The 14,947-nt window shown below is 39.9% G+C and carries 17 protein-coding genes; 5 read left to right on the top strand and 12 right to left on the bottom strand.

The features are described from left to right. Position 1: 1 nt before the first annotated feature. From EAX61_RS03120 to EAX61_RS03105, 4 genes are all read right to left on the bottom strand, one after another. Entirely contained in the window at positions 2–190 is a 189-nt protein-coding gene (locus EAX61_RS03120; protein WP_147448327.1) for a hypothetical protein, read from the bottom strand. Positions 191–263: 73 nt separating this feature from the next. Further along, positions 264–1,973 carry a single-stranded-DNA-specific exonuclease RecJ gene (gene recJ / locus EAX61_RS03115; RefSeq protein WP_121916200.1) on the bottom strand — a complete coding sequence of 570 codons (1,710 nt, stop codon included), beginning with the start codon at positions 1,971–1,973 and terminating at the stop codon, positions 264–266. Then, a complete protein-coding gene (locus EAX61_RS03110; protein WP_121916199.1) occupies positions 1,974–3,551 on the bottom strand; it encodes a hypothetical protein in 1,578 nt (525 codons plus the stop codon). It abuts the gene before it with no gap. Positions 3,552–3,558: 7 nt separating this feature from the next. Continuing rightward, positions 3,559–3,990 carry an OsmC family protein gene (locus tag EAX61_RS03105; protein ID WP_121916198.1) on the bottom strand — a complete coding sequence of 144 codons (432 nt, stop codon included), beginning with the start codon at positions 3,988–3,990 and terminating at the stop codon, positions 3,559–3,561. A 156-nt stretch (positions 3,991–4,146) separates the two neighbouring features. On the opposite strand from EAX61_RS03105, the gene EAX61_RS03100 reads away from it, so the two are divergent. The 5 genes from EAX61_RS03100 (at position 4,147) to EAX61_RS03075 (ending at position 9,594) form a co-directional block, all read left to right on the top strand. After that, on the top strand, positions 4,147–5,577 hold the full coding sequence (locus tag EAX61_RS03100; RefSeq protein WP_161555177.1) for a T9SS type A sorting domain-containing protein: 1,431 nt from the start codon (positions 4,147–4,149) through the stop codon (positions 5,575–5,577). Positions 5,578–5,837: 260 nt separating this feature from the next. Further along, a complete protein-coding gene (locus tag EAX61_RS03095; RefSeq protein ID WP_121916196.1) occupies positions 5,838–6,428 on the top strand; it encodes a carboxymuconolactone decarboxylase family protein in 591 nt (196 codons plus the stop codon). Between the two features lie 40 nt (positions 6,429–6,468). After that, positions 6,469–7,077, top strand: coding sequence for a hypothetical protein (locus tag EAX61_RS03090; RefSeq protein WP_121916195.1), 609 nt, complete (start codon positions 6,469–6,471; stop codon positions 7,075–7,077). Between the two features lie 222 nt (positions 7,078–7,299). Next, positions 7,300–8,712, top strand: coding sequence for a Gfo/Idh/MocA family protein (locus tag EAX61_RS03085; RefSeq protein WP_121916194.1), 1,413 nt, complete (start codon positions 7,300–7,302; stop codon positions 8,710–8,712). Positions 8,713–8,988: 276 nt separating this feature from the next. Beyond that, entirely contained in the window at positions 8,989–9,594 is a 606-nt protein-coding gene (locus EAX61_RS03075) for a hypothetical protein (RefSeq protein ID WP_147448326.1), read from the top strand. Positions 9,595–9,687: 93 nt separating this feature from the next. On the opposite strand, the gene EAX61_RS03070 is transcribed toward EAX61_RS03075, so the two are convergent. The 8 genes from EAX61_RS03070 to EAX61_RS03035 all read right to left on the bottom strand — a co-directional run bounded on the left by EAX61_RS03070 (position 9,688) and on the right by EAX61_RS03035 (position 14,931). Further along, positions 9,688–11,106: a pyridoxal phosphate-dependent decarboxylase family protein gene (locus EAX61_RS03070; protein ID WP_121916191.1), complete on the bottom strand. Its 1,419-nt coding sequence runs from the start codon at positions 11,104–11,106 to the stop codon at positions 9,688–9,690. Between the two features lie 4 nt (positions 11,107–11,110). Beyond that, positions 11,111–11,434 (bottom strand): ArsR/SmtB family transcription factor, encoded by a 324-nt coding sequence (locus EAX61_RS03065; RefSeq protein WP_121916190.1) that lies wholly within the window; start codon positions 11,432–11,434, stop codon positions 11,111–11,113. Between the two features lie 127 nt (positions 11,435–11,561). Next, entirely contained in the window at positions 11,562–11,990 is a 429-nt protein-coding gene (locus tag EAX61_RS03060) for a TM2 domain-containing protein (RefSeq protein WP_121916189.1), read from the bottom strand. Between the two features lie 60 nt (positions 11,991–12,050). Further along, positions 12,051–12,446, bottom strand: coding sequence for a VOC family protein (locus tag EAX61_RS03055; RefSeq protein ID WP_121916188.1), 396 nt, complete (start codon positions 12,444–12,446; stop codon positions 12,051–12,053). Next, the gene (locus tag EAX61_RS03050; RefSeq protein ID WP_121916187.1) at positions 12,440–12,958 is read right to left on the bottom strand and encodes a DUF4199 domain-containing protein; all 519 of its coding nucleotides are present in this window, start codon (positions 12,956–12,958) and stop codon (positions 12,440–12,442) included. Before EAX61_RS03050 ends, EAX61_RS03055 begins: the two co-directional genes overlap by 7 nt. Positions 12,959–13,006: 48 nt before the next feature. Continuing rightward, positions 13,007–13,945, bottom strand: a complete 939-nt coding sequence (locus EAX61_RS03045) for a 2-hydroxyacid dehydrogenase (RefSeq protein ID WP_121916186.1) — start codon at positions 13,943–13,945, stop codon at positions 13,007–13,009. 37 nt (positions 13,946–13,982) lie between these two features. After that, positions 13,983–14,369, bottom strand: coding sequence for a cupin domain-containing protein (locus EAX61_RS03040; RefSeq protein WP_121916185.1), 387 nt, complete (start codon positions 14,367–14,369; stop codon positions 13,983–13,985). Positions 14,370–14,373: 4 nt separating this feature from the next. Continuing rightward, positions 14,374–14,931, bottom strand: a complete 558-nt coding sequence (locus tag EAX61_RS03035; protein WP_121916184.1) for a DUF1572 family protein — start codon at positions 14,929–14,931, stop codon at positions 14,374–14,376. Between the last annotated feature and the right edge of the window lie 16 nt (positions 14,932–14,947).

Genomic DNA, 14,947 nt, shown 5'->3' with positions numbered 1-14,947 from the left:
ACTAAGGGTTTGTACTGGCAAGCTGCCTATCCCAAGCATCTAGCGAACGAGCAAAAGATGCCTGCGCATCTTCGAAGCTCTCGATAGTGAAATATTCGTAACAAACTATGATTGCCGCAAGTAAGCAAATACCTAAAACAACAACTTCTAAAACGTCCTGAAATTGCTTATTGTCTTGTGAGTATCTCATAGTATTTAATTTTGTTAACATAAATTTAAGAAATCAAAATTAATTTCACAAATTTTTAACAAAACTAAGTATCTCACTTAATGTCTTTAAGCCTCAACTGTAAACTTACCTCACCATTCCATACATTCTCATCTATTGCATAAGCTGCCATAAACGGTTTTTGGTCTGTTATGAAATCAAATTTATCTCCCAAATTAAATCCTATACCACCTATGCGCTGTCCTTTTCCATTTTGGGTAACGGTAATTTTGAGATGCGTCTCATCTGCTCCTACTTTTTTACCATAGCCTGTATCTACCAAGTCTTTGGTCATAAACGTGGGCGACATATTGCGTGGCCCAAAGGGTGCAAATTGCTTGAGAATACGGTGAAACTTGGGTGTAATATCTTTTAAGTCTATCTGCGCATCTATCGTGATTTCTGGAACGAGCAAGCGTTCATCACAAGTTGCGGCGACTACCTCTTCAAATTTGGCTTTAAAAGCTTCATACTGCTCTGGCTTTAACGTAAGTCCGGCTGCATATTTATGTCCACCAAATTGCTCAATGTGCTCAGCGCATTCTTGTAGTGCGTTATACACATCAAATCCCTTTACAGACCGCGCCGATGCCGCGAGTTTGTCTCCACTTTTTGTAAAAACCAATGTTGGCCTATAATATGTTTCTATTAAGCGTGAGGCGACAATCCCGATCACACCCTTATGCCAATCCTCCTGAAAAACCACACTTGTTTTTCGCCCTTCTTCTTTATTTTCTTGAATCTGAGCTAGCGCTTCGACAGTAATGGATTTGTCTGCATCCTTTCGGTCTGCGTTGTACGTTTCTATCTCGATCGCGTACTTGCAGGCCGCGTCCCAATCTTCTTCTTTAAGTAACGTCACAGCGTGATTACCGTGCACCATTCTTCCCGCAGCATTTATACGTGGTGCGATGATAAAAACTACATCTGTAATCGTAAGGGTCTCTTTCTTTACTTGCTGAATGATCGCCTTAAATCCCGCTCTGGGTGCAGTATTAATTACTCGCAAACCGTGGTAGGCAAGGATTCTGTTCTCGCCTATGATGGGAACAATATCTGCGCCTATCGCTGTGGCGACAAGATCTAAATAGGGAATTAGGTTATTAAAATCAAAGTCTCGTCCTTCGGCGATGCTTAGGGTTTGTTCTAGGGCGGTGATAAGTTTAAATCCTACGCCACAACCACACAATTCGTCAAAGGGATACGAGCAGTCCTCCCGTTTTGGGTCTAAAATAGCAACGGCATCTGGTAAGGAATCGCCTGGTCTGTGGTGGTCACAGATGATAAAATCGACGCCTTTTTCTTTCGCGTAAGCTACCTTATCTACTGCTTTTACACCGCAATCCAAGGCAATAATGAGCGTCATATCATTGTCTACCGCATAATCTATTCCCATATAGGAAACGCCGTAACCCTCTGCATAACGGTCTGGTATGTAGGTGGCAACGTTGGGATGATAGGTCTCCAGATAGGAGCTCATAAGGGCAACACTCGTCGTCCCATCTACATCGTAATCGCCAAAAACCAATATGTTTTCCCCTTGCTCTATCGCTTCCTGTATGCGCCTCACAGCCTTGTCCATATCCTTCATCAAGAATGGATCGTGCAAATCCTCAAGAGATGGACGGAAGAATTTTTTTGCTTTCGCAAAAGTATCCACACCACGCTGTATCAAAAGTGAGGCTACAGGGTTTTCTACACCCAATTCCTGAGCAAGTTGCTTTACGGCTTCGGGGTCTGGTTTTGGCTTAAGTGTCCAGCGCATCTATTCCATATTGATTTTGAGCATCCAGGCTTTATCCAAGTCTTTCTCTAATCTTACTTGTTTGAGCTCTTCATAAAGTGCAGGCAAATCTGTCCCGCTGTTTAAGAAAACGTAAAAAAGTCCATTATCAGGTCGGAGCATCGTTTGTGGAGTAAATCCTCTTTCTGTCAAGGTTGTAGACCATTTTTCGGCATTCTCAAGTGTTGAGAACACGTTAGTCACAATGTAAAATCCCTTTCCTATTTCTGGAATAGAAACCGATGGTTTTTCAAGTATTCTTGTGACTTCTGGATCTTTTATAAATGGACTTGAGGGCTTGTCTACTTCTTCTTTTTCTTCGGCTTCTTCTGTGTTTTCATCAACACGATTTAAAACATCTATAGTGATGGGTGTGTTTTCCTTTGCTTTGACTGCGATTGCTATATCTTCTTCTACACTAGGTTCTACCTCAGTTTCATTTTCTTTCGCGCCAAGCGAACTAAAAAACGCCTCGCTTATCGTGGTTTGAAAAGCTGTGAAAAACAAAAAGTAACGGTCTGACCTTGTTTTGAATTGCATTTTTACTCCGCTGGAACTGTTTGCAATCACAGCATTTTCAGTATTTGGAATATTGAGCTTTGCTATGTCAAAACCTAGTGTGTTTCGACTGGCAGGATTTCGTTTTGTAAAAATGGTGTCGTTTATCGTTATCGTACTGTTAAAGAAGTTATCTGAAGCCCGTACCCGGTTGTCCAACGTGATAAATGCATCCTCTTTTGGGTTGTAAATCCCTATTTGATCGCGGGCAAGTGTAACGTCTCCCTCTAAAGCTCCTACCGTTACAGCGGTGCGCACCTCTCCTTTTTCATCTGATTTAAAATTTCCAAATTCCACCTCCACAGGTTGCTTATTTATAAATTCAAACCCGTGATAGGTCGTGATGTATTGTAAAGGTTCGGTTTCCTGCTCATAAACGACATATAACATCCAGCCTGCAGAGCTTCCGCCTAAGATAAGTCCTTCGGTAGCGCTTACGTTTGCGACGGTGTACATTCCCGTTTTCTTGTCTTGACTCTTAACAAGCGCTGTCACATCTGCCACACAGGCATAGGGCGATCTGGAACTAAGCATCTTGTTGCGAGATTGCTCACCGTCAAAAATGAGTGAACCCCGTACGTTTTCATAGCCACCCTGTGGTAAAGCAAACTTCACATCCTGAAAATCGTGAGCGCGCTCTTCTTTCTTTTTGTAAAAAGTGCGGTTATCCTTAAATTTTTTCACACCTTTCTCACCGTAGTATGTTGCTGTCCAATACAGCCCTGCATAAACAATGGTAGCATCATCGTCTATATCCAGATACGCACTACTCGAACTATATGTGCTCTCATCGTTATCGATATCTACATATTGCATTTTAAACTCGTCGTTTACCCTGTCATCTTCGTCAAATGGCTTAGTCGCATCCTTGCTCAAAATATTATTACCAATAACTTTTGTATTCCCGCGTATGTAAAATTCCTTATCGCGAGTAAAGGTTTTGGAATCCTGCGCAATAGCTAAAATGGGTAGTAATAGAATTAAAAAGAAATAGTTTTTCATATAATTTTTATGTTTCACTTTCGTGAAAATGGACTCCTATTTTCAAATCGCAAAACTGTCGAAACATTTCCATAACCCCACAATACTGCTCTGCCGAAAGGTCTACCGCTTTTTGGATTTTATCTTTCTTCAGGTCTTCTCCATAAAAGTGGTAATCCAGATGAACGGTGTGATATGTTTTAGGGTGTTCTTCGGTAAGTTCACCTTTTACGACCATTTCAAATTTTGGAATATCTGCTCGCATTTTATTTAGCACAAAGACAATGTCTAATCCCGTACAACCTGCAAGAGCCGAGAGCATCATACCCTTGGGACCCAGTCCTTCATTATTTCCTCCATTTTCTGGAGATGTATCTATTAATGCTTTATAACCCGTAGGGCTATCGGTTTCAAACTGCATTCCTTGTTTATAAACGGTGGTAACGATGTGTTGTGCCATTGTAAATTTGCTTTGTGTCGAAAAGTACGAAATACTATCGGAATGGATAGATTTTTTCATTGCTGGAGAGACCTATTATCCAGAGGTTCTCTGAAATTCAATGTTTTAATCTCTTTTTTGTATTTTACTATCACTCTTTTAAAAACGAGTGTTCTTATGAGAATTTTTACTTTACTTGTCATATTCATCTTTACCCAGTTTTCCTTTGCTCAGGATGGTCAGTTTGATGCGTCTTTTGGCAGCAACGGGGTTGTTGAGCTTGAAATTTCAAACGAACAGGAGGAAGTTTATGATTTTGCCATAAGTCCTGCAGGAACGATTTACGTTTTAGGAAAAGTAGGCCAAAATAGCGATAATCCTCTGAATTATATTACCGCCATAAGAGATGACGGTAGTGTAGAAACAGATTTTTCTACAGATGGACTGTATACCTCAGCAAGTACTAACTACAGACGTATTTATGTTCAAGAAACGAATAGGATACTCCTTTATGAATCTGATGGCACTATGGTTTCTTGGAATATTGACGGCTCATTAGACACCTCTTTTGGAAATCAGGGAACTCTTACCATAGTTCCCACAGATGAAGGTTTGAGTGATATCCAACTCCTAGATGACGATTCATTCTACGTTTTCACTATCAAAGATATCCAAGGGCAGATCACAGTTATGCAAAGAAAATATAGCGCAAATGGTGATTTAGATACCACTTTTGGAAATGATGGTGTAAAACTCTTTGAATTAGATGAGGCTGAAAATTTCGTCTTTTTACGACAAATTGTGCTAGACAATGACAGGCTTATCACACTTCACACAAATGGAGATTACGAAAATCGTGAACGGACTATCACACGCTTTCTGAGCGATGGTGGTCTAGACAGTTCCTTTGGCAACGACGGGAAAGTGAATATAGAGGATGGACCATACAATTTTTGCAGGCTAAGTGTTTTTTATGATGGTAGTATACTCGCAGGATGCAATTTTTATAGCAATGAGGATCTTACCACGATAAGGACTACCCGTAAATATAGTCCGAGTGGTGCATTTATGGACAATTTTGGTGATGACGGTATTGTAAGTAACAGTGCGGGAGCTCTCATTCAAGAAAATCAACGCTTTATTGGGAACAGCTCCTATTCAGATTTTGAAGGAGGATTTGTTTTGGGTTATCAACGATTTTTACCGGACGGGATGGTAGATGACACCTTTAGTTTTGACCCGTTTTATGAAGAATTAGGGACTGCCAGATTGAAATTAGATAGGCAGGGAAGAATGCTTTTTGCAGTTTCCACCATTTGGTATAATGGTACAGAAAGAGCACTACTATTGCGCTACAACAATGACCCGCTATCTGTTCCCGAAAATGAACGCGAACAATTCAAAGTTTTTCCTAATCCTAGTAGCGGTCTATACAATATCCAACGTATTCCGGACACTTCAAACTATTCATTGTTTAACTTACTGGGTAAGAAAGTAAAAGAAGGCTTGTTTAGACAGTCTGAAGATATTTTAGACATTAGTGACTTACCTCAAGGTATTTATGTTCTTCGCCTAGGTGCCACAGCGCAACGTTTGTTGAAGTTTTGAATTTAAGGACAGTTTTCTACACTTTTCAAATTGAGTCCCTCCTAAAAACGTTTTTATGGAAGCTTATCTTTGAATCATATTTGAGTATCTTGCTTTCGCGAAAGCGTAAAACCAATTAAAACAATTCCATATAGGAAGGACAAGATTCCGTCTATTTAATTTAAATCCCTTGCGCGCAAGCGGAAGACTCACTAAAATAACAACAATTGCGAGTGGCCTAGATGAGATTTCCAGGCCTTCGCCGAAATTTAATTAGAACTATGCCATTAGTAACACCTCTCTCTGCCGAACACGATGAAACCACAAAGGAACTCGCTTTGTTTTTTAATGAGACCTTGGGTTTCTGCCCAAATTCTGTACTTACGATGCAACGCCGTCCTGATATCTCACGTGCGTTTATCAATTTAAATAAAGCTGTAATGGCAAATCAAGGTCGCGTGACTTCTGCTTTAAAAAGAATGATTGCTTGGGTATCGAGTAACGCAACAGGATGTCGCTACTGTCAGGCTCACGCCATAAGAGCTGCAGAGCGTTATGGAGCAGAGCAAGAACAACTGGACAACATCTGGGAATACCGTACGCATCCCTCATTTTCAGATGCAGAGCGCGCAGCCCTAGATTTTTCACTCGCCGCCTCACAAGTCCCTAATGCTGTAGATGCAAAAATTAAAGAAGCATTGTACAAATATTGGGATGAAGGAGAAATTGTTGAAATGCTGGGCGTGATTTCACTTTTCGGCTACTTAAATCGCTGGAACGATTCTATGGGAACTACGCTAGAAGAAGATGCAATAGATTCTGGTAATCAGTATTTAGGTAAACACGGATTTGAGGTTGGGAAGCACGTTTGATTTTTAAGGAATTTGTAAAAAACCTAAAAGCCGAAAATAAATGAAGGTTAGTCTGCTTATTACTGCTTTACTATTTGGAACAGCTAGTCTATTTGCTCAATTAGACATCGAAGATGAAGATTTAAAGATTGAAATCCTCAGAGTTAAGAAAATGTCTAAAACTGTAAGCTGGGATCACTCTATGTCTACTGTGGGTAAAAATAATGACAGGATTCAAGTAAAAGTGGCCTTAGCGTTTGAAAATAAAAAAGGAGAAAATATTGATTTCAATAAAATATCTTTGATTGATCCAGAACATAGGTTACGATACAGAATATTGGATATGACTTTGAAAAATTCTTTTGGAGGAGCCAGTCCTGCAGATAAATTGGCAAAAAGGTCTAATATTAAAATGCCTAGTTTTTGGGTGTCTTATGACGAAAAAATTCCTGACACCTTTCCTGAATATAGCTTAGAGGGTTTTCAAAATGTTGAATTTGTAATTAAAACCTCAACGGGGAAGAATAACAAATCTGTTTTGTATCTCGCCCCCGTAAGCAGAAAAGGTTTAAAGAAGGCAAATCTTTATTTCGGAGTTTCAAAAACGAACAAGCCAACGTTATATAAACTTTATTACGAGAAAGAAGAAATTGGTAGTTTCACTTATTAAATCGATTATTTACCTGTTGTTGCGCTCCACGTCCTTTATAACTCATCTCCCTGCTGTAATGGCGGTCACCTTAGTTTCCTAAATTCTTTTTTGTTTTATTCCGCTTTCGCGAAAGCGGAATCTCATCTATAATTAGCATTTATTCCAAATATAAGTAATATTTCCATAATAATTTATATCAATTCCTTTTAATACCTTTAGAAAGCAATTAAAGCTTTAACTATGAAACGTCGTTCCTTTATTCAAAAATCAGCAGCTGCAGGGGCTGCATTTTCTATTGTTCCCAGTTTTGTTTTGGGTGGTGTGCATACTGCTCCTAGTGACACCTTGTATATAGCCGCGGTCGGCGTAGGGGGTCGCGGTGGTGGCGTAGTGCGAGATCTCACTCAGTACGGAAAGGTCAAATTTGTAGCTATGTGTGATGTTGATGACAAAATGGGAGCTACAAGTTATGCGATGCATCCCAAGGCAAAAACATACCGAGATTTTAGAAAATTATATGATAATCATATTAAAGATGTAGATGCCGTAATGGTAGGGACTCCCGACCATACACACGCCACGATTGCGTTACCGTTTATGCGAGAAAAAAAACACGCTTATGTAGAAAAGCCACTAACTCATAATATTTATGAAGCAAGACTTATGGCCGAAACTGCCGCAGCACAAGGCATCGTGACGCAAATGGGAAATCAAGGTGCTTCTGGAGATGGTATACGCATTGCTCAAGAATGGATAAATGCAGGAGTTATAGGTAAAGTGCACCGCGTAGATTGCTGGACAAATCGACCTGTATGGCCGCAAGGGTTTAAACATATTACAGAGGGACAACCAGTACCCGCACATTTAGACTGGGACCTATGGTTAGGGCCGGCAGCGTATCGCCCTTACAATGAGAATTACCTGCCTTTTAAGTGGAGAGGTTTTTGGGATTTTGGCACAGGGGCAATGGGAGATATGGGATGTCATATTATGGAAACACCATTTAAAGCACTACAACTAGGCTTCCCTTATGAGGCCGAAGCAAGTTGTACTTCCATCTGGTCTGGTGATTTTGTAGAGGCAGATTATAGTGAGGCCTGTCCGCCCAGTTCTATTGTCCGTCTAAAGTTTGATTCACCATCGCAAGGAGATGTTTCTTTAAACTGGTACGATGGTGGAATTATGCCTGATTTACCAAGTGAATTAGGAGAAGGAGAAAAACCAGGAGACGGTGGTGGCGGAAGCATTTTTCACGGGACAGATGGTATTATGATTACAGATACCTACTCTGCAAACCCGAGATTACTCCCGTCAGAAAGAATGAAAGATTTCAAGAAACCAAATGAAACCATTCCAAGAGTTAAAGTATCTCACGCAGGAGAATGGGTAGAGGCTTGCCTAAACGGAAAAGAAACGTCTTCTCCATTTTCATACGGCGGACCACTTACCGAAGCTGTCCTTATGGGTAATCTAGCCATTAAAGCCTTCCAATATAAAAAACTCAAAGAAGGGAAAAAACTGGGTGATTGGGATCCCTATAATTATCCCGGACGTCGCACAATAAAATGGGATGGCGACGCTATGAAAGTAACGAACTATGACGAGGCAAATGCTTGGGTAAAAAGAGAATATCGTGAGGGATGGGAGCTATAAAATAGTGTAATTTTAAAAGAACAAAAGCTACTCTGGAGGAGAACGATTAAGACTAGAAAAATCAAGACCTATGAAAAAGAGTATTGTTCTTCTTTCCATCATATGAATGGTATTTTCAAGTTGTGAGACAGATGATAATGATGACTCAAGCGGATGATTTGAATTTACTGGAATTGAGGTAGATGGTGGCACCTCTACCAAACAAGTTCGGAATGGCAGTTTCAGGGCTAGGTTTTAGTTTAAAAGTTAGTTTAATAGTCTAATTAAAAATACGCTTTGAGAGAAACCACATTTTTAGTCCTGCTCTTTTGTATACAAAGTTTTGGCCAGTCTGGGGATTTTGACAAAGGCATTCTGCATTTCAGGAACGGCGACTCTCTGAGTGGCTCCATAAAAATAGTGTGGCACTCCAATGATATTATTTTTAAGAAAAGTGAATCCAAAAAGCGCAAATCCTACAATTATAGAGCGGTAAAATATGTCCAAATGACGGGTTATGATTCTAATACTTATGTTTACAAGATTGTAGATGGAGCAGGAGGTGTCCCAAGGTTACTTCAGGAAATAATTCTCAATCCTAAATTGAGCTTGTATATGGATTCTAAACAGCGTTTCAAAGCGAAAACAAGAACTGGAAATCCTCTTAAAATAGGAAACGTAAAATTTGTTGCAAAAACGACAACAATTGAACCCACATTAGTCCCTATTTGGTTTTCTAATATAGGCGCGTCTGATTATGTTACGCCATTGCCCTCAGAAAGAGATGAGATCATTCAAATATTTAACGATTGTCAAGCTGTAGTTTTAAAGTATAGAAATTTAGAAGATGAGAATTTTTATGTCCCAGAATTTGTGAGATTTTATAATAAGGAGTGTTACTGACAAGGTCTGTTTAAATAACAGTTTCGAAAAAAAAATGGCCATTTTGTCTTCTGATGTTACTATCATTGATTGATACTCTAAGACATAAAAAAATTAACTCCCAGCTACCCCTCTTATTTTATCAAGCAGACCCACCATCTCCTTTTCCGAGGTAAATGGATGCATAAATGTCGTTCTCAAAAAATATTTACCTTGTAATGTAGTAGCGACAATGTAATACTCACCATCTTCCAGTAGGGTATTTCTTATCTTTTGATTTATCTCGTTTATATTTTCTTGTTTGCCTTTTGAGTATCTAAAACATACGATGTTTGAAATAGGTTGTAGGGCAAGTTCAAAGTCTTTTTGCTGATCAATCAGTTTGCCAAAACTCCTTCCGGCATCATATAATGTGGTCACAAAATCATCAAAAAACTTCAATCCATAGGCATTAATAATCGCATAAAACCTTATACTCATCATACTCTTAGTGCACTCAAAAGTACGCTTCGCTAGGTTGAACCAATCTGGGTCATCATTTTTTTCCCAGAGGTACTGTGCTTTTTGCTCAAAGGTGGCATAGCTCGCCACACTTTCTTTAAAAATAACCGCTGTGGTAATTGCACTTGTTCCCATCATTTTATGTCCATCTATTATGATAGAGTCTGCATTTTCAGCACCCTTGAGGAGGTGTTTATATTTAGACGAAAAGATGGCGGCTCCCCCGTGGGCTGCGTCTATGTGAAACCATAGGTTGTGCGCTTTTGCAAAAGCAGAAATCCCCTCCAGATCATCATAAACTCCAGTACTCGTACTCGGGGCACTTCCCACGATGGCGATCACTTCAAACCCATTCTCTACTGCCGAACGGTAGGAAGCCTCCAATACATCTAGGCGCATCTCAAACTTCTCGTTTGCTGGTACCTTAATGATCCCCGCCTCACCCAATCCCATAATGCGCGCACTACGATCCACGCAATAATGTGCTTCTTCTGAAACCAATATTGCAAGTTTCTGCCCGTGACCCTCATTCCAAACATCGGTAGAGGATTTAGCCCTACGTGCAGCAAGTAGCCCTGTGAGATTTGCAAGTGTCCCACCAGAAGTAAGGAATCCATCTCCATTCTCAAAGCCGAAAGCCGCAGTAAACTGCTCGATAACAATACGCTCCAGAGCCGTACTGGCAGCACCCATCTCGTATACTGCCATCCCGTTGTTGAGTTGTGCACTCAGTAAGGTCGCCAGAGCAGAAACAGGGACCGTAGGAGCTACTTGATGACCTATATATTTGGGATGGTGTGTGTGAATAGAGCGCGCAATAACTGTTCTAAAAAAATCCTCAGAAGAATGGGCTTGTTTGTTATAATTCTTCCAAAAAACATACTCCTCTTCTGGTTTTGTCCAGGATATAACCTGACTGGAAGTTCCAGATATTGTTTTTTCCAGATGCTCGCTTATTTGTTCAATAAGGTCGATCCCTTCCTTTCTGAAGGTCTCAAAATCGTAAGCTTTTCGTAAGAGCGGAGTACCCATAATTTTAAATACATTTTGCTTTTGTTGCGTCAAAAAAGTCCTGAAAGAGTTGTTGGGCTTGTTCCCATTTCCTTACATCAATACTGTAATATTGTGCCTTCCCTCGAAACTGACTTTTAAGAATCCCTGTCTTTTTAATCACTTGTAGGTGTTGGGAAGTTGTAGGTTGGGAGAGTCTTATCTTTTCAGATATGTCTTGACAGAGGCAACCGTCGCAATCTCCTATGTATTCTATGATTGCAACCCGAGCTGGGTTTGAAAGAACTTTTGCGAGATCTGCTATCTGGTTTGCTCGCATCGAGTGAATGTGTCTCTTTGTAACTCCCATATTTTTAATTATTTAGTCCTGTTGTATTGATAAGATAATGTAAAAATAATAAAATAATTGTAATATCGCAATATTGCGATATTATAGCCCATAAAAAACGCAAAGACTAGCTTTGCGTTTTTCTATTCTAGAACCAAGCTTTCTTATTCGCCTGGTAGGTCTGATAAAATTCTTCGTCTGTTTTTGTTAGGTAAATTATTCCCTCTATAAGTCCTATTATTCCTGTCGCGGATAATATGATGAATCCAAGTCCCAACAAACAGATGGTTAAATACCCAACAACACTAGCTACTAAGAGGATAATTCCCTCATTTTGATAACCTAGCACAAATTTATGAATACCTAATGAACCTAAAAAAATAGCTAGAATCCCTGCAAGCACCTTCTTATTATCCGTATTACTATTTGTCATTCTATTCCACTCTTCCTTCATTTCCTTTGCAGATTCCTTTGCTTCACTGGCAAACTCATTTGCTGTAGATTCGGCCTTATTTGCCATATCTTTTGCATCATTGCCTATTTTATCTCCTGGAATTTTTTCGTCGTCTGTACTCATATTATGATTGTTAGTGTTCGTGGTAATAAAACTACAAAAGTATTTCTTCCGTACTACGTTCTATTCTTCTTTTTCAAATACACTATCTATAGGCTCCCAAAGTTCAATCTTATTCCCCTCCGGATCCAGTATCCATCCAAATTTCCCGTAATCATATTCCTCTACTTCGCCCACAATAGTCACGCCTTCCTGTTTTAAAACTTTGAGCAACTCTAGCAAATTTTCAACCCTAAAATTGAACATAAATTGCTTTTTACTGGGCGAGAAATATGTTGTATCTGCATTCATCGGGCTCCATTGTGTTGAGCATTTATTCCCATTTTCATCGCGCCACCAGAAGGTCCATCCATACTGATCTGTAGGTATTCCCAGATGTTTTTTATACCATTCTTTTTGTGCGTCTGGATCTTCACTTTTAAAAAACATCCCGCCTATTCCTGTGACTCTTTTCATAATTTACTTTTCTTCAAAATGAATCCAGAGATTACCGTCACAATTGCTCCTAACACAAAGGTCATAAAGAACATCATTGCCCCTCCCAGAAATGACAGTGCTGTGGGATTTATCTCCTCATAAAGTTTATTGCTTTCTTTAGCTTGCTCTACGAGAGCGCTATTCCCGCTTTCTTCTGCCATCTGGATCTGATAGGCGCCATATTCTGCAAAGAAGTTTGGATTTATAAATGTGGTAAAGAAAATATCTATAAGCGCCATTCCCAGAGCTCCAAGACCTGCGATGAGTAATCCCGTTTTAAGTGCTTCCCCAAAGGTGAGTTTTCCTCCATTTACAGAATCACGATAGTATGCAATACCAAAATAGACCAGTGCCACCGTCATCCCCATCACTGCATATCCTATAAGTTCTTGGGTACTGTAATTCATCTTTTGTCCAAAAATAAGTGCAATACCAAAACCTATCGCACCTACTAAAAATGCAATCCAACCGAATTTACGTACTGCTATGTTCATAGTTTAAGGGTTTAAGGGATAATAAATTTCTTCTACCAACTCCTGAATTTAAGAAAATTTGTCTAAAATCTTATCGACAATAGTCTGTGCTAGCTTGCGCTTGCTCTCGACTGTCCATCCTGCGATATGTGGAGTTAGGAGGACGTTATCAGCCCGTATTAAATATTGTAGCGGCATAGGCATCTCATCTTCAGTAAAGAGGTTTTCGAAGGATAGTTTTTCGTATTCTAAAACATCAAGACCAGCGCCCAGTATTTTCTTTGATTTTAGTGCCTCGACAAGATCTGCCGTGACAACACTGTTTCCTCTTGCGGTGTTTATGAGGTAGAACGCTTTCGCGAAAGCGGAAATAAAATCTGCGTCCACCATCTTATCTGTCTCCGGTGTCCACGGGGTGTGCAAACTTAGTACATGGGCTTTCTCTTGCAGCTCCTTAAGGGAAACCTGTCTTGCATTTCCATCACCTACACCGTCCAAAATATCGTAGCACAGCACCTCACAATCAAATCCCTGTAGTTTCCTGGCAAATGCCTTTCCCATATTGCCGTACCCAATGATTCCAACTGTTTTCCCTTCCAGTTCGACCCCTCGATTTTCCTCGCGATTCCAGTGACCCGCTTTTACTTGAGCGTCTGCACGATTGAGGTTATTAAAAAGGCTAAGTAACATCCCCAGTGCTTGCTCACCTACGGCATTTCGGTTGCCCTCTGGTGCGCTTATGAGGTAGATGCCTTTACTTTCGGCATACGGAATATCAATACTTTCCAGTCCTGCGCCCACCCGTGCGATAAACTTAAGATTTGTTGCCGCATCAATGAATAGCCTATCAATTTTAAACCGACTCCGAATGACAATCCCGTCATACATCCCGATGATCTTCTCCGTATCTGACTTTGATATGGTGTAGTTTTCATCATTTTGGTGACCCGCATCTGCAAGTTGGTCGATTAAAAGCGGATGGTTTCTATCTAGATGGAGAATTTTCATTGTGAGAGATGTAATATATTAAGTTTGAAACGTTCGACTAAATCTTAGGGTATTCCGATTGTGTTTTCTCGTGCTTGACATCTCCCGTGTGAGCCGTGTTCAATTTTTCAAAAAGAAGCAAATGCACTTCCTCGCCTTCTTGAGTCGTAGGGCAATGTTCCACTCCCTTAGGGACGACGATAATTTCGCCTTCGTTTACGGTTTCAGACCATTGATTTTTGGGGTTTCCGCTTTCGCGAAAGCGTATTTCTAAAACTCCTTTTTGTACATAAAATAACTCGTCCTCATCTTTATGACTGTGCCAAACAAACTCGCCAGATATTTTGGCCAAAATCACCTGCATATCATCTACCGTAGCAATTTGATGTGGATGCCATTGCTTGTCAAATTTTGAAAACTTTTCTTTGATGTTGATGGGTTTCATAATGCTATTTTATGTCGTCTGTGAAATGTCCTTTATGAGTTCCTTGATCAAATTTTTTCTTGTTGAATGCTTGAGAATCCCCTTTTGGGATAGAAAGGCTTTTCCAGTGATCTCCCTTAGCCATCCTACCTATATAGACTATTTGTCCCACGTGATAGGCATAGTGCATCATTTGTCTATTTATAGCTTCTGGGATGGTGTGTTCTTGGTTTCGAATAAAAATCTTGCTGTTAAAATTCTCGGCATTAATGCTTCTAAGTGCGCTGAAAAGGATGTCCCAACCTTCATTCCATTTAGTTGAAATATCTTTTCTCGTATTTAAGATTTCCTCAAACTCCATATCTCGATTTCTCCAAGATTTTTCGCCATCGGCCGTAAGGAAATCTGTCCATCTCGATTTCATATTACCAGAAAGATGATTTACAATCACAGCAATGGAGTTACTCTCTTTATTATAATTCCAGAATAAATCCTCGTCAGACAGTTGTTCAAACGTTTTCTCACCGAGTGTTTTGTAATACTCAAATTGTTTCAGAACGCTTTGTAAATAGGACTCTTGCATTTTTTCTCAACAAGAT

This window comes from Dokdonia sinensis, from assembly GCF_003688895.1.
GTDB lineage: Bacteria > Bacteroidota > Bacteroidia > Flavobacteriales > Flavobacteriaceae > Dokdonia > Dokdonia sinensis.
The sequence above is the reverse complement of the archived record's forward strand: the minus strand, read 5'-3'. Positions and strand labels throughout refer to the sequence as shown.

What these genes read in the sequence shown, in the direction of transcription:
- EAX61_RS03120 (WP_147448327.1), bottom strand. Translation starts at nt 190, where the DNA reads ATGAGATACTCACAAGACAATAAGCAATTTCAGGACGTTTTAGAAGTT.
- recJ (WP_121916200.1), bottom strand. Translation starts at nt 1,973, where the DNA reads ATGCGCTGGACACTTAAGCCAAAACCAGACCCCGAAGCCGTAAAGCAA.
- EAX61_RS03110 (WP_121916199.1), bottom strand. Translation starts at nt 3,551, where the DNA reads ATGAAAAACTATTTCTTTTTAATTCTATTACTACCCATTTTAGCTATT.
- EAX61_RS03105 (WP_121916198.1), bottom strand. Translation starts at nt 3,990, where the DNA reads ATGGCACAACACATCGTTACCACCGTTTATAAACAAGGAATGCAGTTT.
- EAX61_RS03100 (WP_161555177.1), top strand. Translation starts at nt 4,147, where the DNA reads ATGAGAATTTTTACTTTACTTGTCATATTCATCTTTACCCAGTTTTCC.
- EAX61_RS03095 (WP_121916196.1), top strand. Translation starts at nt 5,838, where the DNA reads ATGCCATTAGTAACACCTCTCTCTGCCGAACACGATGAAACCACAAAG.
- EAX61_RS03090 (WP_121916195.1), top strand. Translation starts at nt 6,469, where the DNA reads ATGAAGGTTAGTCTGCTTATTACTGCTTTACTATTTGGAACAGCTAGT.
- EAX61_RS03085 (WP_121916194.1), top strand. Translation starts at nt 7,300, where the DNA reads ATGAAACGTCGTTCCTTTATTCAAAAATCAGCAGCTGCAGGGGCTGCA.
- EAX61_RS03070 (WP_121916191.1), bottom strand. Translation starts at nt 11,106, where the DNA reads ATGGGTACTCCGCTCTTACGAAAAGCTTACGATTTTGAGACCTTCAGA.
- EAX61_RS03065 (WP_121916190.1), bottom strand. Translation starts at nt 11,434, where the DNA reads ATGGGAGTTACAAAGAGACACATTCACTCGATGCGAGCAAACCAGATA.
- EAX61_RS03060 (WP_121916189.1), bottom strand. Translation starts at nt 11,990, where the DNA reads ATGAGTACAGACGACGAAAAAATTCCAGGAGATAAAATAGGCAATGAT.
- EAX61_RS03050 (WP_121916187.1), bottom strand. Translation starts at nt 12,958, where the DNA reads ATGAACATAGCAGTACGTAAATTCGGTTGGATTGCATTTTTAGTAGGT.
- EAX61_RS03045 (WP_121916186.1), bottom strand. Translation starts at nt 13,945, where the DNA reads ATGAAAATTCTCCATCTAGATAGAAACCATCCGCTTTTAATCGACCAA.
- EAX61_RS03040 (WP_121916185.1), bottom strand. Translation starts at nt 14,369, where the DNA reads ATGAAACCCATCAACATCAAAGAAAAGTTTTCAAAATTTGACAAGCAA.
- EAX61_RS03035 (WP_121916184.1), bottom strand. Translation starts at nt 14,931, where the DNA reads ATGCAAGAGTCCTATTTACAAAGCGTTCTGAAACAATTTGAGTATTAC.